General features: G+C 33.2%; 25 protein-coding genes. 21 read left to right on the top strand and 4 right to left on the bottom strand.

The features are described 5' to 3' along the window. Nucleotides 1–2: 2 nt before the first annotated feature. The 14 genes from Q1A01_RS08930 to Q1A01_RS08865 all read left to right on the top strand — a co-directional run bounded on the left by Q1A01_RS08930 (nt 3) and on the right by Q1A01_RS08865 (nt 15,482). On the top strand, nt 3–716 hold the full coding sequence (locus Q1A01_RS08930) for a MauE/DoxX family redox-associated membrane protein (RefSeq protein WP_299679155.1): 714 nt from the start codon (nt 3–5) through the stop codon (nt 714–716). A gap of 299 nt (nt 717–1,015) precedes the next feature. After that, nucleotides 1,016–1,813: a M90 family metallopeptidase gene (locus Q1A01_RS08925; protein ID WP_299679153.1), complete on the top strand. Its 798-nt coding sequence runs from the start codon at nt 1,016–1,018 to the stop codon at nt 1,811–1,813. Nucleotides 1,814–3,529: 1,716 nt separating this feature from the next. Then, nucleotides 3,530–7,591, top strand: coding sequence for a hypothetical protein (locus Q1A01_RS08920; protein WP_299679151.1), 4,062 nt, complete (start codon nt 3,530–3,532; stop codon nt 7,589–7,591). Between the two features lie 5 nt (nt 7,592–7,596). Continuing rightward, nucleotides 7,597–7,962 carry a hypothetical protein gene (locus tag Q1A01_RS08915; protein ID WP_299679149.1) on the top strand — a complete coding sequence of 122 codons (366 nt, stop codon included), beginning with the start codon at nt 7,597–7,599 and terminating at the stop codon, nt 7,960–7,962. A gap of 10 nt (nt 7,963–7,972) precedes the next feature. Further along, nucleotides 7,973–10,393 (top strand): hypothetical protein, encoded by a 2,421-nt coding sequence (locus Q1A01_RS08910; RefSeq protein WP_299679146.1) that lies wholly within the window; start codon nt 7,973–7,975, stop codon nt 10,391–10,393. Between the two features lie 3 nt (nt 10,394–10,396). Beyond that, a complete protein-coding gene (locus Q1A01_RS08905) occupies nt 10,397–10,870 on the top strand; it encodes an SMI1/KNR4 family protein (RefSeq protein ID WP_299679143.1) in 474 nt (157 codons plus the stop codon). A gap of 65 nt (nt 10,871–10,935) precedes the next feature. Then, complete coding sequence (locus Q1A01_RS08900) at nt 10,936–11,211, top strand: hypothetical protein (RefSeq protein ID WP_299679140.1); 276 nt, start codon at nt 10,936–10,938, stop codon at nt 11,209–11,211. A gap of 67 nt (nt 11,212–11,278) precedes the next feature. Further along, nucleotides 11,279–11,878 carry a hypothetical protein gene (locus tag Q1A01_RS08895; RefSeq protein WP_299679137.1) on the top strand — a complete coding sequence of 200 codons (600 nt, stop codon included), beginning with the start codon at nt 11,279–11,281 and terminating at the stop codon, nt 11,876–11,878. Between the two features lie 314 nt (nt 11,879–12,192). After that, the gene (locus Q1A01_RS08890) at nt 12,193–12,564 is read left to right on the top strand and encodes a hypothetical protein (RefSeq protein WP_299679134.1); all 372 of its coding nucleotides are present in this window, start codon (nt 12,193–12,195) and stop codon (nt 12,562–12,564) included. 1 nt (nt 12,565) lies between these two features. Then, nucleotides 12,566–12,979: a hypothetical protein gene (locus Q1A01_RS08885; RefSeq protein WP_299679131.1), complete on the top strand. Its 414-nt coding sequence runs from the start codon at nt 12,566–12,568 to the stop codon at nt 12,977–12,979. Between the two features lie 47 nt (nt 12,980–13,026). Further along, nucleotides 13,027–13,542, top strand: a complete 516-nt coding sequence (locus Q1A01_RS08880; protein WP_299679128.1) for a hypothetical protein — start codon at nt 13,027–13,029, stop codon at nt 13,540–13,542. An 84-nt stretch (nt 13,543–13,626) separates the two neighbouring features. Next, the gene (locus tag Q1A01_RS08875) at nt 13,627–14,028 is read left to right on the top strand and encodes a hypothetical protein (protein WP_299679125.1); all 402 of its coding nucleotides are present in this window, start codon (nt 13,627–13,629) and stop codon (nt 14,026–14,028) included. A 281-nt stretch (nt 14,029–14,309) separates the two neighbouring features. Then, on the top strand, nt 14,310–14,657 hold the full coding sequence (locus Q1A01_RS08870) for a hypothetical protein (RefSeq protein WP_299679122.1): 348 nt from the start codon (nt 14,310–14,312) through the stop codon (nt 14,655–14,657). Nucleotides 14,658–14,891: 234 nt separating this feature from the next. Then, a complete protein-coding gene (locus tag Q1A01_RS08865) occupies nt 14,892–15,482 on the top strand; it encodes an N-acetylmuramoyl-L-alanine amidase (protein ID WP_299679119.1) in 591 nt (196 codons plus the stop codon). A gap of 486 nt (nt 15,483–15,968) precedes the next feature. Here Q1A01_RS08865 and Q1A01_RS08860 read toward each other — a convergent pair whose 3' ends face one another. Then, nucleotides 15,969–16,568: a hypothetical protein gene (locus tag Q1A01_RS08860; RefSeq protein WP_299679116.1), complete on the bottom strand. Its 600-nt coding sequence runs from the start codon at nt 16,566–16,568 to the stop codon at nt 15,969–15,971. A 5-nt stretch (nt 16,569–16,573) separates the two neighbouring features. Continuing rightward, nucleotides 16,574–17,059 (bottom strand): sigma-70 family RNA polymerase sigma factor, encoded by a 486-nt coding sequence (locus Q1A01_RS08855; protein WP_299679113.1) that lies wholly within the window; start codon nt 17,057–17,059, stop codon nt 16,574–16,576. A 293-nt stretch (nt 17,060–17,352) separates the two neighbouring features. On the opposite strand from Q1A01_RS08855, the gene Q1A01_RS08850 reads away from it, so the two are divergent. Both Q1A01_RS08850 and Q1A01_RS08845 read left to right on the top strand, forming a co-directional pair. Next, on the top strand, nt 17,353–17,700 hold the full coding sequence (locus Q1A01_RS08850; RefSeq protein ID WP_299679110.1) for a hypothetical protein: 348 nt from the start codon (nt 17,353–17,355) through the stop codon (nt 17,698–17,700). Nucleotides 17,701–17,805: 105 nt separating this feature from the next. Then, nucleotides 17,806–18,411 (top strand): peroxidase-related enzyme, encoded by a 606-nt coding sequence (locus Q1A01_RS08845; protein ID WP_299679107.1) that lies wholly within the window; start codon nt 17,806–17,808, stop codon nt 18,409–18,411. A gap of 674 nt (nt 18,412–19,085) precedes the next feature. Here the strand turns inward: Q1A01_RS08845 and mqo are convergent. After that, the gene (gene mqo, locus Q1A01_RS08840; RefSeq protein ID WP_299679104.1) at nt 19,086–20,573 is read right to left on the bottom strand and encodes a malate dehydrogenase (quinone); all 1,488 of its coding nucleotides are present in this window, start codon (nt 20,571–20,573) and stop codon (nt 19,086–19,088) included. 64 nt (nt 20,574–20,637) lie between these two features. Here mqo and Q1A01_RS08835 point away from each other — a divergent pair, with 64 nt between their 5' ends. Together Q1A01_RS08835 and Q1A01_RS08830 are read left to right on the top strand one after the other, a co-directional pair. Further along, nucleotides 20,638–21,888, top strand: a complete 1,251-nt coding sequence (locus Q1A01_RS08835; protein ID WP_299679101.1) for a sodium:proton antiporter — start codon at nt 20,638–20,640, stop codon at nt 21,886–21,888. 220 nt (nt 21,889–22,108) lie between these two features. Next, nucleotides 22,109–22,570, top strand: a complete 462-nt coding sequence (locus Q1A01_RS08830) for an RNA methyltransferase (protein WP_299679098.1) — start codon at nt 22,109–22,111, stop codon at nt 22,568–22,570. On the opposite strand, the gene Q1A01_RS08825 is transcribed toward Q1A01_RS08830, so the two are convergent. Then, complete coding sequence (locus Q1A01_RS08825) at nt 22,567–22,950, bottom strand: hypothetical protein (RefSeq protein ID WP_299679095.1); 384 nt, start codon at nt 22,948–22,950, stop codon at nt 22,567–22,569. The genes Q1A01_RS08830 and Q1A01_RS08825 overlap by 4 nt on opposite strands. Nucleotides 22,951–23,181: 231 nt before the next feature. Between Q1A01_RS08825 and era the strand changes: the two genes are divergently transcribed. The 3 genes from era (at nt 23,182) to Q1A01_RS08810 (ending at nt 26,189) form a co-directional block, all read left to right on the top strand. Continuing rightward, nucleotides 23,182–24,066, top strand: a complete 885-nt coding sequence (gene era, locus Q1A01_RS08820) for a GTPase Era (protein ID WP_299679092.1) — start codon at nt 23,182–23,184, stop codon at nt 24,064–24,066. Nucleotides 24,067–24,521: 455 nt separating this feature from the next. Next, a complete protein-coding gene (locus Q1A01_RS08815; RefSeq protein ID WP_299679089.1) occupies nt 24,522–25,055 on the top strand; it encodes an RNA methyltransferase in 534 nt (177 codons plus the stop codon). Between the two features lie 483 nt (nt 25,056–25,538). Beyond that, on the top strand, nt 25,539–26,189 hold the full coding sequence (locus Q1A01_RS08810) for a hypothetical protein (protein ID WP_299679086.1): 651 nt from the start codon (nt 25,539–25,541) through the stop codon (nt 26,187–26,189). The last annotated feature ends 59 nt before the right edge of the window (nt 26,190–26,248 follow it).

Below are 26,248 nucleotides of genomic sequence, written 5' to 3'. Positions count from 1 at the left end.
TTATGGAGCATAGTTATACCATAAAAGGAATGACGTGTAATGGATGTCGTGCTGGCGTAGAACGAGATTTGAAAGCACTGCCAGAAGTACAAGATGTAGTAGTTTCTTTAGAAAGAGAAGAAGCTGTTATTCGTATGGATGCTCCAATAGCGATCACGAGCCTGCAAGCAGGATTAAAACCGAAGTATACCATTAAAGAGAAAACTGAAAAGCAGGTAGTTGATAGCACCACAGAAGTACCGCTTTCAAAATGGGCGCAATTGCGCCCATTATTTCTCATTTTTGGATACATCACAATTGCAAGTATAGCAATGCATTATAAGACTTGGAATACACAAGAAGCCATGCTAGATTTTATGGGATTGTTTTATATAGTGTTTAGTTTTTTTAAGTTTTTAGACCTCAGAGGATTTGTAACTAGCTTTAGGATGTATGATCCGCTTGCTCATAAGCTAAAGGTATACGGATGGATCTATCCCTTTATAGAACTCGGACTAGGAATCTTGTTTTTACTTCGTTTAGAAATCCCTGTAGCTTTAGTCACAACCCTTGTTATTCTTGGAATAACAACCATAGGTGTCACTAGAAGTTTACTCTATAAACAAGAGATTCAATGTGCTTGTTTAGGAACTGCTTTAAAACTTCCTATGACAGAAGCTACCTTTATAGAAAATGCCATTATGATTGCAATGGCTGTTTTTATGCTCTTCATATAATTCCTGAACTTCGACTATGCTCAGCATAAACTCTGGCGGAAATCTTTACGTAGTCGGGAATCTTGGTAATAGGAGTAAGTAGGCTTAATTTAAATGTAAGCTCCTTCCCTTGGAGAGGGAAGGTGGCTGTAACGAGGGACGAGTTACAGTCAGAAGGGAGCGAACTCTATGGTTTTAAGAAATGACATAAACAAGCTGTCCGTACAGGCGAACCGAGAACTAAACTGAATGTTATAGAATCCAAGAATTCTCGACTGCGCTCGAATAGAGATTACAATACACTTTTTTATATTTACAGAATGGCATATATCATACCCGTAGTACTATTTGTTTTTGTGATTTTTTTGCTTTCGCGAAAGCGTACCAAGAAACACCCCAAACCATTTCCAGCGCATTGGCATACAATACTTCTTACACGGGTTAGGTTTTACAAAAATCTATCTGATGAAAACCAAAAAGTATTTCAAAAACGAATGATGCTTTTCTTAGAAGAAGTATATATTGAAGCAGTACAGTTTGAGTTAGAAGAATTAGATAGCATATTAGTTGCGGCAAGTGCTGTAATTCCAGTGTTTGGATTTAAAGAATGGCATTATAACAATTTAAGTACGGTATTGATTTACCCTGATTACTTTGATGAGAATTTATCATTTGATGCCGATGTACAAGGACGTAAAATTGCAGGTTTAGTAGGAACAGGACGTTATAAAAACCAAATGATTCTTTCGCGTAAAGCATTGCATCATGGATTTACAAATGCTACAGATAAAGGCAATACAGCCATACATGAGTTTGTTCATTTACTAGACAATACCGATGGGGTGACAGATGGAATACCTGAACGATTATTAGAACATCAATACATCGCTCCTTGGCTAGCATTAATGCATAAAGAAATGGAAGCTATTAATAACGATGCGTCAGATATAAGGAATTATGGAGGGACTAGTCAAACCGAATTTTTTGCTGTAGCCTCTGAATACTTTTTTGAACGTCCAGATTTATTTAAACGAAAGCACCCAGAACTCTATGAGATGCTTTCTAGATGCTTTACACCTTCTGGAACAAGAAAAATTATAAAAAGAAGTTTTGTATAGTATATAATATATACTATATAATAGATTTATCGAATATCAACTTTGTTTAATAATTGCATTATTTAGCGTCATTCCGAATTTATTTCGGAATCTCATCAAACGCATAATCAAACTATTATGAATGAGAAGCTGAAACAAGTTCAGCTTGACTAAAATTCAGTATTAGTAATAAAGGGCAATCAAATAGATTTATTTTTATTCTGTAAAAGATGAGTGTTTTTCTTAAAAAAAGAAAAGTACTAATTATAGGTAAGTTACAATTAATTGTGGTTTACATCTACTGAAATGACTGTATAAGCAATTGTTTTTCCTTGGTGAGAAATACAAACTTTATTAATATTGTTGCTTGTTATAGGGAATTTGAATTCACTTCCCTCAACGAAATGACTAGTTCACTCAATGAGATTCGGTTTTTGATGTTGAGAATCTTAGTTTTATTGTTCTTTTGTATAAAGATAGCAAGAGCATAGATGAGTTTTTAAGGCGTGTTATCGATAAAAAGATTGTTTAATGAGATAAAAAACAAAAAAAATAAGTAACAAAATTAAGATTTGAGCTACTAATCATAGGGTCTGAAAGATAGCGTTAGATTTGTTTATATGAAAAATTTAGAAATAACTACTTGAAAGTTAATATTGATCGGTAATTACTAATTTATAATGAAGTTTAAATAATTTTAAGAATTAATTATAAAAGAATAAGCCAATTTTAACAGTTTTTTTCTTAAACCAATATAGACTTGTAAAGAAAAAATGACGTTCTTTAGAGTCCTAAAAATAGTAAGTTTAGGCTTACAATATCTGTAAGAGATTACCACACATTAAGTACTGCTTCATAGGGGAAGTTATAGAAGCAAGTACATTCAAATTTAGCAAACAGCCAAGGTGTATTACATAAAGTATCTTGGTACAAATATCTCTAAGACATAAATATATGTCGGGATAAAAAATAATAACTACAAACTATACGTTATGTAGTACTATAGTTAAGTCACTTTATGGATGCATTGGGCATTTTCTGTGGTGCGTTGATTCTCAATGCTATCCTTAGTGATTTAACTATAAAAGGATGATTTTTATGTAAACGAGTCTCACTCTTTTCATAAAAAAGAATTAAAAAAATATTTCGTAGTTTTCATATAAACTTAGCACATAGTTAGTGTTACTTTAACAATTGAGTTACGATCTTTATTCTGAAAATAGGAATCACCACTACACGCTATTTTCAAACCAAACCAATGGTTTATAAATTAATCATGGTTTAAAAAACACCACACACTTAGGACTGACTCATAAGGGGAATATGTTGTCTCAGTTAGTCTATTCATTTTTAAACACCACACACCTTCCCAATTGCTGGGAAAAAGGCTTTGTATGTCTTGTTGTAATCGTATGGCTATTTCCTATATGATAAAACAAACAATAGTAAGTCTTTATGAAAAAGAAACAAAGGTATGGCCTTAGGCTATTACCTATGTTATGTCACTACAGGATGCCCTATGGACTTTTATGTGGGGTGTTTGTACATAGGGTATTCCTTAGGTGATGTAACAACACATTTATATAATCACAAAGGACACCCCATCTAGGTATGTTGTGTGGTGCTAACCCTAGATGCGTCCTGCGTGATAATATTAAACTGAATATTAATATTCGCTTTCGCGAAAGCTAAAAAATAACAGCAGGAATAATAGTCGTTAATAAAAAATAAAATTATATGAAAGAACAAGCGTCGCATACCTTATTTAGGTTTGTAAGTTTTAGGTCACCTGAACTTATAGCTCCTCAAAAACCAAGTCGTAAATTTGTATACGAACTCATTGACGATGGTGGTCAGATGAGAGTTAGAGAAGTCTCTGATGGAACTTTTGAAGAGAGAAGTACGGGGTTATCTATATTAACTCAAAATGAAGCACGTAATACAAATCAAGAATTACACGATTTTGGTGCATGGATTCAAAAAAACAGAAGAAATTTTGAATTGCAAGAAGTAGAGGATAAACTCCAATTACTATCAGGTAATTCTGTCATAAGTGATGAGGAGAGTATTTGGTTAAATTTATACCATCAGTATAAAACACAGGAAGATCATGGTGCTAGAGAGTCACTCATCAATTTGATTATAGCAAAAAACTTTGTAGATGAAACTAAAAAAATCTCTAGAGAGACTTCAGAAGAAGAACTTCTCAAGATATTTAAAGAAATTGCATCTGCTCGTATTGTTATTCCTAATGATGTGATTGATGTTGCAGAAGCTGCGGTTCCTACTTCAGGTCAATCTGTTTTTAAACGCACTTCAGCAGAAGCAGAAGCGCGAATTTCTTCTGCAATTGCTACTTATAAATTAGAACAACTCAAACTAGCAAAAGAAGAGCTTGAGTATGTAGAAAAGCAGTATAGGAAAGAGTATGATGCAGCGTATAAAGTAGCTCTAGAAACTCATAATGCATCCGTTAAAATATTGACAGATCAATATAAAAACGATTTGCAAGCAGAGCAAGAGATATGGTTTAAAGGACGTACAGAAAGTCTTAAATCTGTTACAGAAGAAGAATTTTTATTTAATAAAGTCGCTAAAACAAAACTTCCAGATTTACCAAAGTTTGAATTTGAATTTCGTCCAGAGATAGAAGCAGCAACAGCTTCTCGGGATATGTCAGGACTCTTATTTGATACATTAAAAAGTCTTACAATAATAGAACGTATAGATTCTTTTGAAGAAGCATACACTTTATTTTCTAAGGAAGAAACTAGATTGTCAGAAATACAAATTGCTAACAAAAAGTTATCTTCTAAAAAAATTAGCTTTAATGGTACGATCATTAGTGGTAATGATAAAAGTGTTTCACCAAGTGTAGATGTTTGTTATACAACTACACTGCTATCTGAAACTACACCTGTAAATAGTGATGGTGATTGGTATTGGGAATATCATCTAAATTTAGAAGGTTTTGATAGAGAAGTAAATATTCAAGATATAGCATATAAGCTCACCTTTACAAATGGAAGTGAAATAGCAGATACAGTTTATATTACGACGTATACGGATACAACAGGTAATACATATGAGCGAACGTTAAGAATTTTTCCGCAAGTAGGAGGGATAGAATTAGATGCTAGTCTGGGAGTTCCAGCTATTTCAGGAACGGTGACACTTCAAAATGGAGATACACTTACATTTGATTCTGTTCTCAATCCTAATTCTTTTATTACTAGAATTATAACCTGTGATGAACTAAATGGAGATACTGGAGGAAATCCAGATACAAATACAGATGAAAATTTCATTCCTTCTGGATTTGGAATGCGTCAATTAGGAATTGCCGATTATAGACGAGTAGAACAAAATGTACATTGTTATGTAGAAGGCGAAGTTTCCCATATAGAAAATATCATGGCACGTGAGTATAAAGAGAAAAGTACTCGAAGATTGCGTCGTTCAGAAAATACAACATCAACTACTTCAGAAACAGAAAAAGAACAATTAACAGATACAAGTACTACAGATCGTTTTGAAATGCAAAATGAGGTAGCTCAGGTAATTGCTGAGTCTACAAGTATTGATGCTTTTGCAAATGTGAGTGGTGGAGGTGAGTTAATTCAATTTAGTACGGGTGCTGGTTTTGCAAATAATACTTCACAAGAAGATAGTATCAGTCAGGCGGTAACAGAAGCGCAAGAAATTACGTCTAGGGCTATGGATCGTGTAGTACAAAAAGTGAAAGAAGAACGTATTACAAAGATTATTGAAGAGTACGAAGAGAATAATAAACATGGATTTGATAACCGAGAAGGAGATAAGCATGTTGTTGGGGTATATCGTTGGATTGATAAAGTATATAAAAATCAAATCTATAATTATGGGAAACGTCTTATGTATGAATTCTTCATTCCAGAACCTTCTAGATTACATAAACTAGCCTTGACAGAAACCATAGAAGGAAATGAAGGAACGGTATTAGAAAAACCTATCGATCCAAGAACACAAGGACTCGCAAGTGCTGGTTATATATTTCGTTCTAGTTATAGATCTTGGGCAGCACAATATAATGCTGAAGTAAATGCTCCACTAGATAACGTAATGTATATCTCTGCGGCGATTAGTGATAGTGGCGCTAGTGGTAGTTATTTGCCAGATTATCATTATCCAGGAGGTAAAAATTGGACAGTAGAAATCCCTGAAAATTATGAGGTAACACAGTATACTGGGAAGTTTGGCTTTACGTATATTCATAATGATTTTGAAAATACAAATGGGACTATTAACATTGAACGTAATAGCTTTAATCTAGAAGAAGCTAGACATGGAAATATGAATGTTCAAAGTAATTCAGAGATTGTAAATAGACCTATACGTAATGAACTAGGGATTAGTTTTCATGGTGGTGATGTAGGGGGTATGTCTTTGAGTTTACGTATTAAATGTGAGTTAACGACAGAAGCCTATGAAGCTTGGCGTGTAGCAACGTTTAATGCTATTATTACGGCCTATGAAGAGAAGTTGGCAAGGTATAATGAGCAATTTGTTGAACAAACAGAAACAGCTACCGTATTAAGAGATTCGAATCCATTATTTTACCGTCAGATAGAACAAACCGTATTACGTAAAAACTGTATTTCATACCTTATAGATAGAAATCAAGATGGAGAGCGTACGTATGGAAAAAGTGGTTTATACGAAGGAAGTATCCTAGAAGATGCAGAAGTGAAACTAAATCAACGTCTTGATAATTATACATCTTTTGCTACATTCCTTGAGCAAGCGATAGAGTGGGATATCATGTCTTATAACTTCTATCCTTTTTATTGGGCAAATCGAGGCAAATGGGGAGAATTATATCAATACGAAAATAATGATCCTGTTTTTAGAAAATTTATGCAAGCAGGAATGGCGCGTGTCGTAGTAACAGTACGTCCAGGTTTTGAAGATGCGATGATGCATTATATGGCTACGGGTAATGTATGGGATGGAGGCGAACTTCCTGTGTTGGATGATCCGCTATACTTATCTATTGTTGAAGAATTACAACAACCTTTAGGTATTAAAGAAGGAGAAGCGTGGAAAACACAAGTGCCTACCTCACTTACCATTTTACAAGCAGACAGTATCGGTCTTAAAGTTGAAAAACCATTACCGTGTAATTGTGAGAATGAAAAAGATTTTCAAGAGTCAGATCAAACAGGGTGCTTAAGTGGTATTACAAATGAAGAAGATGTTTTTTCTGGAAAAGATTGTGACCTAGGCATTCCAGGAGGCATTCCTTTAGTACAATTTTCATTACGTCATTTTTATGGAAACAAGACAATAGGTGAAGTAGACACAGAAGGATCCTTCCCAAGAACATTCAGATGTCAAGGGCAAACCATTGAAATAAATAGAGATGCTTCTTGGCTTGCAACAGATAGTATTGCAGTATTGTATCAGTCATTAGCAACACAGCTATCTGCAATTCCTGGGATCACTGCACGTCAATTTGATTATATTCCTCCTTCTGGAGTAGCGAATGGTAGTGCTGTATTATTCACGGTAGATTTTAATGTGATAGACACATTTGAATTTGAAAAAACTGCTTATGGACTTCCTAATGGACTAGATAAAATAACCGTAAATACAGATGGCGATACGGTACAAATAACATTTGGAGATGATGAGTTTAGTACATATTTAGAAGAAAAAGATCTTTTGACAGATAGCTCAGGTACAGTATTGAGTTATGAAGACATTCAGAGTCCACTTCCTATAGATAGATTTATTTCAGAAACTACCTTAACTGAGTAGTAATTATGAGTATTGTAAGAAAAGATATGATATGGCAGCCTGAAAAGGTGCTGCCATATCTTTTCGATTCGCTTATCGCGAAAATAGAAACCATCACGCCTGTACGAGCTATGTACCTTTTTGGAAGTCGTGCAAGAGTTCCCATCTCAGAATGGCATACCCTAGAAGGAAAAGATTGGGATATCTACATTGTATGTGATTTTCCGATTGTAAATACAAAAATATGGGGGAGAAATGTAGGATACTATCTGGATCTACCTATAGTTACGCAAGAGCGTATGAATACCTTACTAAAAGGGAATCAACAATTAAAACAACTCTACCCAGAAGATGTGTTAGGCGTACGCCAAAAATGTATAAAACAAAAATAACGACAAGAACATGAGTATTTTTGACGAATTCAATCAAGAAGGGATAGACGCATTACAGCCCAGTAATAGAACGTTTTCATCCCCTATCTTTCCTGATACTTCAGGAAATGCGCTAGATGCTATTGCGTTTTCAGGAACTGAAAGTCGGTTTCCAGAATTTCCAAGTCCTTTTGGAGATACTTCAATAGAAGAATTTATTATAAATCTTGATGAAGAAGATTTAGTATCTAGGGTTGAAAATCAACCTCGAACAAAGTTTAGAGTACGATTTGTGCCTAATGAAAGTTTTTTTAATGATAGCTTACGTCCACCGGAAGAACATGGTATTAGGTTATATGTTAAACTTGATGATTCAATAAGAGAAAAACTTCGAAATGAAGAAATACGATTAAGAAAAGCAGTTTCAAGGTTTAGTGATTCCGGAATATCTTATAGAGATGTAGATCAAGTATATGGAGTTACACTGGGGAAAGACATTGTAAGTTATATTGAAGAAGGAGAAGGTCAGGCATCTAGGATTGCTATTAGATTAGCAAATTGGATGGGATTAAATCCTACTTCAAATGAAGGATATAATTTTGTAGCTCAAATAACAAGTTCGATAAGAGATTTTGTAAATAAGTTTCCAAACACAAGAGATGTAAATCCTTTGGAGGACGGACTTTCTTTTTTTGCATTATTAATAGAGTTGAGTGTCTTAGATCTTATAAATACAGCAGAATTTATAGCTTCGGAGGTATTAAAACCATTAGCAAACGAAATACGAAGTTGGAAATTAAAGGAAGAACGATGGAATGCTAGACTAGGTGATAAGTATGATCCTCTAATAAAATCGCCTTCAAGGATTCGACAAGAGTTACTACAATTTTTTAATGATGTAGATACAAACACAAGAACGCAGATAAATACTAAAATTGATGGAGCAACAGATTTTGTAGCGATCCCAAAATATTCTGTCGCAGATCAAAAGAAAAGTACTAAATCGTCTCTACTCGTTTGGGTAGATTTTTTAGGAGATATGTTAAAAGGATATTTTACAAACCTAGAGGGGTATATAGATGCTGTAGCAGAAAATCCTGAAGCTCCTATAGAACTTATAAATGCCTTTTTAATTGGTGTTATTAATGGAGTTTTAGACTTGTTAGCGAGATTAGTAGGAGATATAGCAAGTTTTTTGGAGTTAATTAATCCAGAAAAACTAAATGCTTTTATAGAAGGAATACAACAATTTATTGATCAGGCAGATTTTAAAACGCTAGAAGCTTTATTTGTAAAAGAACTTAGACAATTATTCTCATTTTTAGATGGCGATGATATTTATACCAATGTCTATCAGATGGGAGTTTCCATAGCAAAATTTGTAGAGATTATTATCAATGTATATTTTGGTGTAAAAGGAGTCTTACGTCTCGGGTCTGCAGTGATAAAGGTTGGAAAAGAGATTCCCGAAGCACTTAAAGCTTTTGGTAATCTTGTAGATGAACTTATAGGTAGTATACGTTTTAAAAGCTTAACACCTGGAGATATTAAGAAACTTAAACAACTTGGTATACGTTTGGATGTAAGAAGTAACACAGGACTATTAGTAGGAATTCCTGTTAAAAAGTTTGAAGGAAAATTCCATACAGTATATTATCGTAATATAGTCCTAGAGCGATCTACAGATCTTGAGAAAGTTGAAAAGCTTATGAAAAAGTTTTTAGATGACCCTGATAGTCTTAGTCGATTTTATAGAAAAGAGAGAACAAACTTACTCAAAACAAGTCCAAATTTTAAAATTTATATAAAAGAATGGAAAAAAAGTTTTAGTCGATATGAGAAAGCACCTGATGTCATTGATTCAGACCGTATCTTAAATGATTGGTTTTCTAATAATAGAATACGTAAAAAATCATTATCTAAAAATAGAGCACAACATTTTGACGATAATTATAGACAATCGAAAAGAATATTGAATAATGCTAATATTGCAACAGGGAAAATTCGCTTGCTAACTAAAAAAGGAAAAGTTATTTTTGAACGTAATGATTATCTTTCACATTCTGGTAAAGGAGATCGTATTCCTTCCGATAAAGAGTTTCCTTTTGGTAGTATAGAAAAAGCTACCACAAGATTTTCTGGAGAAAAAGCTAAGTATCATGATACAATAAATACAAGAGATAGATATAATGATTCTGAAAATCCTCTATTGCGAAATATGGAAGAAGATGCAATACTAGCAGCCGATAGAGCAAAGTTAGATATTAATGATCTTATTGTTGAGATGATAATAGAAACAACGTACGAACCTTGTATTATTTGTAAACGAGAGATGTTACTAAGGGAACAACTACTAGGTTCAAATACAACAATAGATGTAGAGTTTCCTATATTTCCTAATGGAAAAGGAGTTCAAAATAATGATGAACTAATTTTATTTTTAAAACAGTAGATTATGGAGTATATGTATTTATTGAAAAAATATCCTGTTTTGAATGGATATACAAATGAAGGCGTTGTTATGGAAGACATTTTGAAGTATCAAAATGAGTATAATGTTATTTTTCCTAACGCTTATAGAGAATTTCTTCAATTAGCAGGGAATAGGTGTAATCTTTTAATGTCTATGAGTCATTTTTTTCAATTTGCTATAGAAAGGCAAAAATATACAAGAGAGACACTAAAGGATTATGGGGTGAGTATAGGAGAGAACTTTTGGGTGATTGCAGACTTAGATGGAGGAGAACAATTTGATTTCTTTTATTTCAATGATCCAGATGCTGAAGATTCAGAAAATCCCCCAGTATATGCAAGTTATCCAGCATATGTTGAAGATAATGAACCAGAATATCCAATAAAAAAGAAGTTAGCAAATACGTTTCAAGAGTATATAGAAAATAAGATTCAGGCTTATGCTAATTTGAAATAGTATAGTTTTAACTAGGACTAAAAAAACCATCGTATTTTATGGTGGTTTTTTAGTTATATCTATTTATGAACGAACAAGAAATTATAGAGAAAGTAAGACAATATTTAAAAAAAGAGGGGATTATTCCTGATGAAGGAACACTATCATATAGTGGGATAAGAGAAAAATCGCCATTATTTGATCGAAGCGGAACTAAACCAATGCACATCGTTACCTATAGTGTTGAACTAATTAAAGATAGTCCTACCACAATTGATGTAGGTTTTGTTACTATAGACGTAAAAACTGGAAAACTGGAGTACTTAGTTTCTGGAAGTATTCTTAAAAAAATTGATGCTTGATTAAAAATTTAATATTTATAATGAAGTAAATTAAAGAAAATAGAATACACGCATTATATGAATTACTATGAAAAATAAATTCGATTTAAATTTAGAGTTCTTGTATCAACTACCCTTAGTAAGAGATTATAGTATTGGTGGAGGCTTTGATAAAGAATTGGACGATTGGATGTCCAAGTATGATAAAGAAAGAGCAGATTTTCAAAAATTTGAGAAACGGGCTACTATAAACGATCTGTTGTATACATACATATACTCTTTTAGAGAGAAAACACCAGATCTTACTAGTTTGGCTTTCACAATAGAAGAAACTTATGAGAAAATTAGTGAAACAAAAACTAAGTATATGACATCAAGGTCAGATATTACGTCTTTTGAAGTTAAAACTGTTCTTGGAGATAATAGAGATGAATTCTTTCCTGAAGGTCGCGATCGTTTTGATAAAGAGTTGACTATTTTTTTAAGGCAATCTTATACTATAAATGCGATTGATGAAGCGTTACAAGAAATAATGTATGAGAAAGAAATGGAAGGGGATACAATTACGTACAAAGTTCAAGATGGTGTGATTGACACCTTAGTAGTTACACCGGATAAGATAATTATTACAATTAGTGATGATAAATTGGTAGATTATTACAGGACTTCTCCTCGTAATCCAGGTTGAAAATAATTTTAATGAATCTAAAAAAACCATCGTAAAAACGGTGGTTTTTTAGTTATATCTATGATCAGTTAGCGAAGTTCTTTGAGAAAGTAAGCAAGCGTTAAGATAGCGCACAAGTAAAATATGTAATTTCTAAAAACCTTGTAGAAGATCTTTTTAAGATTTTTGAAGCACTTATAGCCATCTATAGTGGTGTTCAGATTGCAAAAAGTACTGCTACGGCTATAAAAGGATTACGGAAGCTGGTAGATGATCTTTTAGAAGGAAATCGAGAAAAGATAGGTGATATTGGGAGGAAGCGTCGTGCTGATTGGATGGGGAATAGATTTTTTCGCTTTGGAAATGATGGAGCAACTCAAAGAAATTCAATTCGCTTGGAAAAAAGACCTGATGATGGTTGGTTTAATGTTTTAGCCCATGGAGATGGAAGAAGATTTATCATTGATGGACGGAAGATTTCTCCAGAGGCGTTTGTTAAGTTACTATTGGATAGAGGGTATCAAAAGGGAGAGCCAATACGATTAGTAGTCTGTTTTTCAGGCTTAAAACCTAATGGGCCTGCTGCCAAGCTTTCAAAAATTCTAAACGCTAAAGTTCAGGCTCCTACAGATAAAGTAAGTCTTAATGATTTGTATGAGTTTGAACATAATTTAAAAGGTAAATTTGTAATATTTGATATAAAATAAAATGAAAACAGTTGGATTTTTAAAAAGGCATGATGATTATAGTTTTTCAAAAAAACTTGAAGACATTAATAATACTAATATAAATGAAAATTCCTTAGATCTAGAGGTTGTAATTCTCTATTTAGAAAGAGGAAAAGTTTTTCTTTCTTGGATGAGTTGGTTATTTGATGATGGTGACTCAAGTATTGGACCTCATGAATTGTATACAGATGGTATATGGATATGGCCTAGTTATTTAACCTATTACCTGAATAAATATCCGAATCTTGAATTAAACAAAGATTTTACTGATCATATTATTCAGAGTTCAAGTAATGATATAGATATTAGTCAGGATGACCTAATAAAATTTGAAAAAGAGTTTTATGAATTGACAAATTCTCGAGTAGATAATGGAGAAAACCTTTTGAGTTAAAATATTTAAGGTACAAATGTTCCTCGTAACCCAGATTGATGCTGATCATGAAAAATATAAAAACAGAATGGTTGTATTATCAATCTAAATACAAATATGCATTTAATAAAAGCGAATATGATGATGATCAATATTGGTCATATATGGAAGAAAGAATTGTTTTTTTAGATCATTTGAAAAAGTGCTCTACACAAGAATTAACTGAAATTATGATAACTATTTATATAGATGTTTATCCACTAGAGGCACGAGGGATATTTGCAAAATTAAGAAAAGGGAAATATAGAGACTTAGATGATATAGAACCTGTTTCTTATAAAATTGATGATTTATACAACATTGTTTCATATACAATTACATTTAAAGAAGAACAATCAGAAATTCTAACGATGATACCGAATGTTCTTTCAGATAAAGAAGTTACAATAGATACGCAGGATGATCAAACTATTTTTACAGTAGTAAATTCTCCTATTAAAGAGCTTATTGTTTCCAATAAAATAATGACGCTTAACGTAAATGAAGATACTATTGATATAGCATTAGCGCAACAAGATTCGTAAATAGATTAAATTTATATCTAATAAAATAAATACTTTAGTCTTCTTTGTTAAAGTAGTATGAAGCTATAATAGCTCATTAAAAAAATGGAAAAATTAAAAATAATTATTGCTAATAAAAATACGAATAACAAGTTCTTACTTTCTGTCAAATTCTTTTCAGAAAATAAAGAAACAGAAGAGTTTGTTTTCGGTAACTCAACCAAAAGCCTAGAAAGAGTGGGTCTATTGATTACTGATCAAGACAATAATGAAATATTTCCTAGTGGAATAACTATGATTGTTCCAATTGAATCAAAAAAAAAGAGTCATCAAATTTCAAAAGATGTTTTTTTTGAATACCTCATTAAAGGTACTATTGAGGACAGTGGAGATAAGATGTTACTTGATTTAGGAGTTATAAAATATTTTTTAGAAAAAGAAACTGATTATAATTTTATAATACGATTCAGAGGTGCTACTTCTAATATAATTTCTATGTCATTTTAATTGACTTCTTTTCATTTCTTTCATATAATGTAGTATTCAAAACAGAACAACCAGAAATTCTAGCTGTCATACAGAATGCTCTTTCTGATAAAGGAGTTGCAATAGATACGCAGGGCGATCAAACTATTTTTACAGTAGCAAATTCTCCTACTTAAAGAACTGGTTGTGTCAAATGAAAGAATGACGCTTAACGTGAATGAAGATACTATTGATATAGCATTAGCACAACAAGGTTAATAACATGAATCAAGATTTTACTATAATGTGTTGGAAATAATCAAATGAATTATACAGAAAAATATTGTACTGATCTATTACAAAAAATAATCAATGATTTAGATGAATGGAGAGGATATGAGTCTTATTACGATAAAGAAATCCCTTTTAGAGCTGATTTTATAAAGAATCAAAAAAACCTTCATACAAAAGAATTTATAAAAAATTGTTGGGTAACACGAGCTACGGTACCTAAAGATGGTTGGAAAGGAGGGTTCATTATCGTTTGTATAGATGATGATACTGGTAAAGCACTAAACTATATGAATAGTGCATTGGGTGGACGCCCTATAACATTACCCTTAGAAATAGACGAAAATGGCACATATTTTATACCCATTACGTTTGAATGAGATAAAAATAGAAACAACTAAAGAGTATATAGAAAATAAGATTCAGGCTTATGCTAATTTGAAATAGTATAGTTTTAAAAACGTACAAACAAAAAACCATCGCTTTGCGATGGTTTTTTGTTCATTTAGGTAAGCAAATTTTAAACTACTGAAAAGACAGATTAAAGTATGAAATACGATTGCCTTAGAAGATAGTTTCAAATACATTGTATGTATATATAAATACGTTAAAAAATGCTTGTACTCTTAGACAATGGCCATGGAGGTCTCATCAATGGAAAATATCAAACCCCTGGCAAACGAAAAGATTGGGGGGATGGTAATGTGATCTATGAAGGGGAATTTAACCGAGCCATTGTGAATGGAATTATTCAAGATTTAACCCTTCTAAAGATTCCATATGTAAATATCGCTCCAGAATATTGGGATGTAAGCCTAAAAACACGTGTACGTCGTGCTAATGCCTATGCACGTCAAAAGTGCTTCTACTTAAGCGTGCACGCCAATGCAGGCGGTGGTATAGGAAGTGAAATTTTCACATCTCCAGGACAAACCCATAGCGATCGTATTGCTACTATTTTTGGTCAAGAATATCAAAGAACATTTCCAGATCGGAAATTACGTACCGATTTTTCAGATGGAGATCTTGATAAAGAAGAACACTTTTATGTCCTTACGAAAACCAAGATGCCAGCCATTCTTACAGAGAACTTCTTTATGGATAATAGAGAAGAATTCAATACACTATTAATGACCTCAGAAGGTCGTTCTCGTATCATAAAGTATCACGTAGATGCTATCCGAAGAGTAGTGGCTATGAAATAAACCTGCATTATGCAATAGAACTTCGTGATGAGGGTTGAAACAGCAATAAAATATGACGTTTTCTGAGTTTTAGCATAGCATCGCTATGGTTCAACTTAAAAACGTAGTGCAACGATATATTTTACAGCAGTTTCAGGACGGAATAGATTTTCTATTGCATAATGCAGGATAAATAAACGATATACACTTTAACGTTTCACTCGGCATTTGGTTGTGAACCTGTTTGACGGTAGGCAAGTCTCACGAGTCCGCTTTAACGCTTCGCTCTCCCTTTGGTCATGAATCTCGCTAGCTCGATTTCGCGAAAGCGTATAAAACTAAATAATTTAGTAAACCACCTTCTCACTAAAAAGGGAAGGTGGTTGTATTGATGAATGAAATACACACGGAAGGGAGGATTCTAATAGCTTAAGAGGATAAGTATATATGTCATATATAGTCAACACGCCCCTTAATCCCCTCTTTTTAGAGGGGAAACGTATATGTTTACTCTTCAATCTCTTTCAAGATCGTTTCAGAATTACGTAACACCTTTTTATAACAACGTGTCACAAACCAAATAAGAAGTCCGAAAAAGACAAGCATAAATGGTACGGCAATTCCTAATTTAGGATCAAGGGTTTCAAACAAGTTTTCGTCATTAAATAACTTAGCCGAAACAGGTACCGTAAGGATCATAAATAGAAAACTAATCCCAACGTTCAATTTTTGAAAATTGACAAAGTTTTTCTTTCCTTTTGCATAGGTTTCCATGGTTTCTTTATAATTCATTTTAGTGACATTCACTTGTTTCATTCCTCGTATCGTTTTTAAAGAAACAATAGGAAGAATAGCGAGTATAAGCATGCATAAAATAGCCGATACTTGTAATGCGATGGTGTCAAATATTTTAAAATTGGCTAATAATACGACAAGTCCTATGTAGCATATAACGCCACCTATTTTTTCGGCAGTAAAGATCTTATTCCATTGTGAGGTATATTTTTGTTGTGTCATTTTGAGTATAATTTCGTCTGTTAATTGTTTTTGTTTTTCTAGATCCTGGCTCATTTGTGACCAGGCAGCTTGCATTTCTTCAAGTTCCATAGTATTTATTTTTTAACCAGTTGTGTTCTTAGTGTTTCTTTAATACGAGAGATGCGTGTGGCTACTTTACTTCTAGAAAATCCAGTAATGGAGGCAATCTCTTCATACTTTTTACCTTCTAATAAAAGAAGAATAATCCCTTTGTTGACATCAGAAAGTTGCCGTATCTGAGCATACATTTCTGCGAGTCGTTCTTCCAGAATTGGGTCATCAGGTTCATATTTCAGATGCAAGTTGTCTATACCTACAGACGTGCCTTTGCGTTTTTCCTTTTTAATAAATGTAAAGGCTGTGTTTAATGCCACACGATACATCCAAGTACTGGCTTTGGCTTCTCCTCTAAAACTATCAAACCCTTTCCATAATTGAAACACGATATCTTGATACAGATCCTTTTGATTTTCAAGCGTATCACAATACACTCTGGAAATCTTAAAAATGATCCCTTCGTTTTCTTTTATGAGTTGTGTAAATGCTTCTTCTTTGCGCATTAAAGATGATTTATTCCTGATGATGTAGTAGAACTTCGTTATGAAGTTTGACAACACAATAAAAGATGTTTTTTATGAAATTATGCATAGCATCGCTACGGATTATTACATAAAAAAAATGCAATGGTATATTTTGAAGTGTTTTCAAAATGTAATAGATTTTCTACTGCATTATCAGGATGTATACTCCATTAGTAAGATATGTATTAAAAAAGTCGCAAAAAAGTTTACTTTTTTTTCAAACCGTTGTTGTAGAAGGGTTTTGTATGTTTGCTTAAAGCGAAAAAGTATAGGTGAATACAGCAGTTCTACAAAAATATAATTTGATAATTAAGAAAGACCCTTATTGGGGTTGTGATATCTCAGGGCCATTAGAAGGGTATATAGATATATTTCAATATGTTACTGATGTTGATGAGTTTATTAATGATATTGAACTTGCTATTAATGGAGGCTTTGATCAAATAGAAGACCCAGAATGGAGTGCGGGACGAACACTAGATTTATATTGGAATGCTTTTATTACACCTACTCATTTTGAAGTTTGGTTTTATACTCAAGATGAAAGTGAAAAAATAGTTATTCCATTAGAAGATTGGAAAGAAATTTTATTGTCTTGGAAAGAATGTTTAGAAAGTTGATATAATGTCATTGATATAAGATATGTTTTAAATAATGCTCTCGACTTTTACTTCTGTATTCCATATTTTCGCTTAAAGCGAAAAAAGAAAAAGAAATTTTAAGATATGAGTTGGATAAAAACCCTAGGATACGATGAAGCAGAAGGCCCTTTAAAACGTATGTACGACCGCGTAAAAGGCCCTGATAATAATGTAGATAATGTATTGTCCATACATAGTTTACGTCCGCATACATTAAAAGGACATATGACCTTATACAAAAGTGTGCTTCACAATTCCAATAATACCTTGCCCAAATGGTATCTAGAAGCTATAGGCGTGTATGTGAGTTATCTCAATACCTGTGATTACTGTGTGCAACATCACCTTGCAGGATTCACACGATTATTGGCAGATGATGTCCGTGCAGCTGCTTTTTATCAACGTGTACAAGACAATACTGCGCATACCTTCTTTGATAATCATTATAAAGACGGTATTATACACGCGCAAAAACTCACCCAAGCCCATCACACCATCACCAAAAAAGATATAGATCATTTAAAAACCGTAGGCTTCTCTGAAGGCGAAATCCTAGAAATCAACCAAGTCACGAGTTACTTTAACTATGTCAACCGAATGGTCGTAGGCCTAGGCGTCAACACCGATGGTGATATTATCGGATTATCTCCAGGCAATAGTGACGAACCTGATAATTGGAGTCATCAGTAAGAGTTTAGAAGTTCATGAATTTGTCATTTCGAAGGAAACGTAGTGACGAGAAATGACATAAAAATGAGTGCATTTGAGTAGGCTAGTTGAGAAGTTTTAAAATGGACCTGTAAGATATAAAGGATAAGATTCCCTTCTTCAAGGGAATTACATAAACTATGCGAGGTGATTGAGTGATTTTCGCGAAAAGCGAAAATAGTATCGAAATTACCGACTGTAAATAGAGTAGCACTCTAACGATAGAGTAGTACTCTATTTATGTTTTTAAAAATTCTTTCCCTCAACGAGGAAGCTGGCTGTGTCGAGGTAGGAGACACAGATGGAAGGGAGAGAATATTTATAAATAACACACCCCTTAGTCCCCTCTTTCTAGAGGGGAAACTCATACGTCTATCTTTGGTGAATGATCTTGTATAGCCTTTAGCGCTTCGTTCTCCCTAAGATTGTGAACCTGCCAGTAGGCAAGTCTTACAAGTTCGCTTTCGCGAAAGCGGAATTAGATGTAAACAAAGGAGTTATAATGGATGATTGAGGGATTTAAAACGAAACAACGTGGACTTGTAAAATTGTATCGAAATCACGTTATATTGTTTTAATACCTTCAACAACCAACAACCAACAACCAACAACCAACAACCAACAACCAACAACCAACAACCAACAACCAACAATCGTTAATCCAATCCTAAACTTTCATTTGCTTTTCCGAGAGATTCTTTAAATAACGTTTCAGTTACTTCAGTATTCCACGTAGGCACCATCGTTTTTAATTTGTCTTTTCCTTCAGGCGTTTTTATAATTTCAGGAAAGGCTTTTTGAATCACTTCTAGCATAATGGCTGTTGCTGTAGAAGCACCTGGTGAAGCGCCTAATAAACAGGTGATACTTCCATCCTTACTACTTACCACTTCGGTGCCAAATCGCAATTTGCCACCTTCATACTCATCCTTTTTAATAATCTGTACCCGTTGACCAGCAACTTTCATTTCCCAATCTTCATCCTTAGCATCTTTCATGAATTTGCGTAAGCTATCCATACGATCTTCAAAAGACATGCTTACCTGTGTCACTAGGTATTTGGTAAGTGGTAGGTTATGCCAAAATGCACCGAGCATGGCACTGATATTATCTGTTTTTATAGATTTTAGTAAGTCAAAATTAGAGCCTTCTTTTAAAAACTTAGGACTAAAACCTGCAAAAGGACCAAATAATAATGATTTTTTGCCATCTATATAACGGGTGTCTAGATGTGGCGTAGACATAGGTGGATCACCTACGCCCGCTTTGCTATATACTTTGGCGTTATGTTGCTGTATGATCTTTTCATTTTTACAAACCAGCCATTGGCCACTCACGGGAAAGCCTCCATAGCCTTCTTTTTCGTCTATTTCTACTTTTTGAAGTAGTAATAAACTACCACCGCCAGCGCCTATAAATACATGCTTTGCGTCTAGATGTTCTATAGTTTCTGTTTTTGTATTTTCTACTTTGACAGACCAATCAATATCAGTATCAGGATCTACGTCCAGTACATTCATATTGCAATGTACAGGGGTGTTAAATTCTGTTTCTAGAATATGAAATAGTTGCTCAGTAAGTGATCCATAATTTACTTCGGTACCTCGATCTATTCTCGAAGCAGCCATGATTTCATTTGGATCACGGTTTTCTGTAATCAGGGGAAACCATTCTTTCATTTTGTCAAGGTCTCTTGTAAAGGCAATACTATCAAACATAAAATGATCTTTCATCGTTTTAAAACGATTTTCCAGATAGTCTGAATTTTCGGCGCCAGTCACCCAACTATGATGAGGAACTTTTTTGATGAAAGAACTCGGATTTTTGATAAGGTTATGGTCGGTGAGATATGCCCAGAATTGTTTAGAAATCTCAAACTGATTACAAATTTTAATTGCTTTTGAGATATCTACAGAGTGATCTTCTTTTTCAGGACAGTAATTGAGTTCGCATAAAGCCGAGTGTCCTGTTCCCGCATTATTCCATGCCGCCGAACTTTCCTGGGCAATCTTATCTAGTCGTTCTAAGAGTAAAATGTTGATGTCGGGTTGTATGAGTTTAGTCATGAGGGCAAGTGTAGCACTCATAATTCCTCCTCCTACACAGATTAAATCATACTCTTTTTGTAAACGTATATCACTCATGGAAAACTAATTTTTATAAAAATAGATACCTATCTTTACTTTCTAAATAACTGCAATAAAATTAATGGATTACTTTCTAATTATCACCATACTTGTAGGACTTTCGGCTGCATTTGGATACATCAATGTGCGATTTCTAAAATTGCCTAATACAATTGGCTTGATGTTGATTACCATTGTATTTACACTAGCCATATTTGCATTAAGTTATGTAGATGATACCTTATTACATGCGGAGCGTTACATTATCAAACAGATTGATTTTAGGACCGTATTGCTGGATATTATGCTAAGTTTTCTTCTGTTTGCAGGAGCGTTGCATACTAATTTTGAACAACTTAAAATACAACGATGGCCAGTGCTTGTGTTTTCAACACTAGGCGTGTTGGTTTCTACATTTTTGGTAGGTGTTGTGATGTATTACATACTTCCTTTATTTGGATTGCAAGTAGCTTTTATACACTGTTTACTCTTTGGAGCCCTGATCTCACCTACAGATCCAATAGCAGTTTTAGGAATTTTAAAACAAGCGGGAGCACCCAAAAAATTAGAAACCAAAATTGTAGGAGAATCACTCTTTAATGATGGGGTAGGTGTGGTTGTATTTCTTACCATTTTTCAAATAGCCTCCTTTGGAACAGACAATATAGAAGTCTCAGAAATCTTTAAACTATTTGGACAGGAAGTCATAGGAGGTATAGGTCTTGGTGCTATTATAGGATGGATTGTATACCGCTTAATGAAGTCTATAGATGATTATTATATCGAAGTCATTATTACACTTGCAGGTGTGATGGTAGGAACTGCTATTGCACATAAATTTCATCTTTCGGCACCACTCGCCATGGTAACAGCAGGTTTGATTGTAGGTAATGATACCATACGAGGCACTGCCATGTCTGAAATTACCGAGAGTTATGTAGATAAGTTTTGGGAACTCATCGATATTTTATTAAATGCGTTACTCTTTGTTTTGATTGGGATGGAAATGTTGGTGCTCGTCATAGAAGGAAAATATATTATAGCAGGACTACTTGCAATTCCTATTGTCTTACTGTGTCGTTATGCATCTTTGTTAGTACCTATTAATTTCTTTAAAAAACGATTAGATTTTGTTCCTAAAACCAACTTGATTATGACGTGGGGTGGATTACGAGGTGGAATTTCTATAGCACTAGCATTAGGACTTTCTGATGATATGAATAGAGATTTATTTCTAGTAATTACCTATATAATTGTTGTGTTTTCTATACTCGTACAAGGACTCACTATTGGGAAGTTGGTCAAATGGGTACAAAAGAAAGGATTTCAATAAGGGTAATTTTTCTTGAAAGAATGTTGACTTTTTAAAACCAAATATGTATTTCTCCACCCCTAAAGGGCAGACACATTCTCAAATAGTTAGGATATTTAAAATTCTCACTCCCTTTAGAGTTGGGGAACTGAAAATTTGATGCTGCAAAAGTTACATTTAATAAAGAGTTTACAAAAAAGAGGATTGAAATAGTCTTCTTCTAAAGTACTATTTTTGCGCTATGAAAGTGGATAACTTTACAAACGAATTTTTTGGAATTGGCATTCAAAATGGAAAAACTCCTGAAAATTTAGGTGTTTTATGGCGTAGTGCACAAAATCTAGGAGCAAGCTTCATTTTTACCATTGGGAATCGCTACGCCAAACAAGCAAGTGATACCCATAATGCTGTAAAAGCAATGCCTTATTTTCACTATGATACCTTTGCAGATTTTTATCATCATTTGCCTAAAGGAGCACGACTCGTAGGCGTCGAAATGCATGAGACTTCAGAGTCCTTAGAAACCTTTGAGCATCCACGTCGTTGCGTGTATCTCTTAGGAGCTGAAGATCATGGTCTTTCTAAAGAGGCCATCGAAAAATCACACTTTCTCATACAGTTTCCTTCAGAGATGAGCCTCAATGTAGCCGTTGCAGGTAGTATTGTGCTCTATGATAGGACTAGAGGTAAGAAGCGTTGTTAGTCATAAAAATCATAAACAATAATATGAGAGTTGTTTTTTTGTAAATAAATTATATATGCTCCTACCTCCTGATTATGATCAATGTAAATAGATTCTCCTTCTTTGAAACCTACAATTTCGTACGAGTCAATTTGTTTACTTACCTCATTAATGTATCTAGTTATATAATACTCTTTGTTTACATTTTTGAGGGCTTTTAAATCTGAATTTATTTTTTTTATAAACTCGCAATCCTCTGAATCTGCTTCAAATTTAAAATCAATACAACCTTTATAAGAAACTTGTAGTTTTAAATTTTTAGAATTATTTAGCGTTGGTATTAGAGCATTATTTAAGGATAAAGTTACTACGGTAAAATAGATAAGAAGAAGTGTTTTCATATTTTGAATACTATTAATGCGATTAGCCAAATAAGGAGTGTGGACGTAATTTTGTTTCTCAAAATTATGTATGGTTAGATTATAAAATAGCTTCTTAACCTAAGTTTTAAACTTTATTTTTTACTTAATAGTATAATCACAATACGTTTATAATTCTCATCTTTTAATTCATGATTTAGAAATTGATAATTTGAGGTTTATATACCCTACCTTTGCAGCAAATAACACACTATGTCCCATAAAGCTGGTTTTGTAAATATTATAGGAAATCCTAATGTAGGAAAGAGTACGCTTATGAATGCGTTTGTAGGAGAGCGATTATCTATTATCACTTCAAAAGCACAAACCACACGTCACCGTATTCTAGGAATTGTAAATGGAGAAGATTTTCAAGTAGTTTTAAGTGATACGCCAGGTATCATAAAACCTGCTTATGAGTTACAAGCATCGATGATGGATTTTGTAAAAAGTGCCTTTGAAGATGCCGATGTTCTTTTATATCTCGTAGAGTTGGGAGAGAAAGAATTGAAAGACGAAGCTTTTTTTAATAAAATACGTAATGCTAAAATTCCAGTACTATTATTGATCAATAAGATTGATAAAGGGAATGAAGAACTATTAGGAGAAGCCCTTCAATTATGGTCTGAAAAAGTGCCAAATGCTGAGGTGTTTGCCATTTCAGCATTAGAAAACTTTGGAGTAGAAGAGGTGTTTAAACGTATCGTAGATTTACTTCCAGACTCACCACCATTTTATCCAAAAGATCAACTTACTGATAAACCAGAACGCTTTTTTGTAAATGAGATTGTACGTGAGAAAATCTTAATGCATTATAAAAAAGAAATCCCTTATTCAGTAGAGATTGACACTGAAGAATTTTTTGAAGAAGATACGATCATTAGAATGCGATCTGTAATCATGGTAGAACGTGATAGCCAAAAAGGAATTATTATTGGACACAAAGGAGCTGCTTTAAAAAGAGTAGGGGTAGAGGCTCGTAAAGACTTAGAAAAATTCTTTGGAAAACAAGTACACTTAGAATTATACGTAAAAGTTAATAAAAATTGGCGTAGTAACGAGAAGCAACTAAAACGTTTCGGGTATAATCAGAAATAAGTTTTAAAAAGTAAAAGAATATAGATCGCTTTGCTTATAGAACATAGAATATAGACGATTTTAAAAATTTTAAAACACGAATATCTAGTTAAGATAACTATATATTGTCTCTCTCTGAGAAGCCCTTCTATGGGATAGATATAAGTGCCTGTGTGGGAATATATAATTAATTTTTAGAGAATACACAGACATAAAATAACTATAATTTTTTTGACCTTCGAAAAGTTGTCGTGAAATTTGAAGTGAAAATCCCGTAAAATTTCAGACTGTTTGAGCGTAGCGAGTTTATGAAATTTAGGGATAGAGCGATAAATTTAGACAAGGTTTCGCTAGTCTAGACTTTTTTGTTTCTTTTTTTGGCAATGAAAAAAAGAAAATGACACTAAATTTGAAGATTATTTCTTTTTTTTGAAGAGAAGTTTCTAAAAGATGTGTAGGGTGTAAACCAAAATAAAATGAATAGAAAATTAAAAAATAGCGAACTCAACCGTAAATCGGTTCCTGAGTTTAAAGCTTCCGAAAAAACACCTTTAATTATTGTTTTGGATAATATACGTAGCCTAAATAATATAGGATCTGTTTTTCGTACAGCTGATGCTTTTTTAGTGAAGAAAATCTATTTATGTGGCATCACGGCACAACCGCCTCATCGTGAAATACAGAAAACAGCACTAGGTGCAACAGATGCTGTTTCTTGGGAATATGTAGAGGATACGGTTACGCTTTCGCGAAAACTAAAACAGGATGATATCCATTTATGTGCTATTGAACAAGCAGAAGATGCGGTAATGCTTCATGATTTTACGCCTGAAAAAGGAAAAACATATGCTATTATCTTTGGGAACGAGGTGAAGGGTGTGCAACAAGAAGTGGTTTCTGAAAGTGATACCGTAATCGAAATCCCACAATTTGGCACCAAACATTCCTTAAATATCTCCGTTTCATGTGGAGTAGTTGTATGGGACTTGTTTTCTAAGATGAGTGTATAGAAGTGTGGTGGTTGTTCTTTTTGTTTTGTAATTTCTTAAAACAAAAGAAAAAGAACTTTCCGTTACTAATTTTCAAAGGACTTTTTTTCTAAAATGAGTGTATAACAATCGGTGGTGGTTGTATTTTTTATTTCATATTTTTTTAAAGAAATAAAAAATACTTTCCGTCAATGAACCTTTCTTTTTGTAGGTTTTGACAAAATACTTTCCGTCAATTACTTCATGTTTTGTAATTTCTTAAAACAAAAGAAAAAGAACTTTCCGTTACTAATTTTCAAAGGACTTGTTTTCTAAGATGAAAGTTTGAAAAACTTTCCGTTTTATCCTCCCAAGGAATCTATTTTTAAAATGGAAACACTTAAGAATAAGATACAATATTGAAGTGTTGCTAATATGAATTTATTTCTTGCGTTTATACAATGACTATTGTGTTGTAAGTGTTATTATTTGATTTTTAGGGATATAATCTTAAAAATCAAACATATGAAAATTCCAAAAATTATTTTATTGACAGTTATGTCAATGGCACTTTTGACTATTTCTTGCTCCACTGATGAAGGAGTATCACTTCAAGAAGAAGAAAATTTACTCATAACCGAAGAGATGTCTGTAGAAGAAACAACAGCTCATAGTAGAGCCGCTATAGATACATCTGTATGTACTTATTTTAATGCCAATCCTTTTACAGAACAAACTGAAACTTTTGGATGTGACGCTCCAGCACCTAAACCAAATACTATAAGGCATGCAGATACACCTCCTTGTTTTCCAACCTTACTCGAATTGTATCTATCTAATGATTTTGAAAATCAAATTCTTAACGGAAATACATTTGTAGAAGAATTAAATACCAGTCTTGATTACTATGCTCCATTGCAATTCTTTTCAGAAAGAGGTGTGCCATTAAATGCATGTTTATATCCGTATATTCAATCGAATCATGCTAATATTGTTTTTAGATCTATTTCTTGTGAAATTCAAGAGTATTTCGAAACACTTCCAGCACTTCCGGCAAATCAATTTTATTATCCTAATATCACATATTTAAATACAGGATTCACTTTTGATGGACCTCATTCAGATTCAAGTATTGTAGATTTTACAGTAGAGGTGAAAATTTGGGTAGTAGAATAATTTTAGTGTCTATTACAAGAATAATTAGAGTTCAAAATAAAACTCATTACTATATAAAG

This window comes from uncultured Dokdonia sp. (assembly GCF_947492815.1).
In the GTDB taxonomy this organism is placed as follows: domain Bacteria; phylum Bacteroidota; class Bacteroidia; order Flavobacteriales; family Flavobacteriaceae; genus Dokdonia.
Note: the sequence above shows the minus strand (reverse complement) of the source record. Positions and strands in the feature narration are given on the sequence as shown.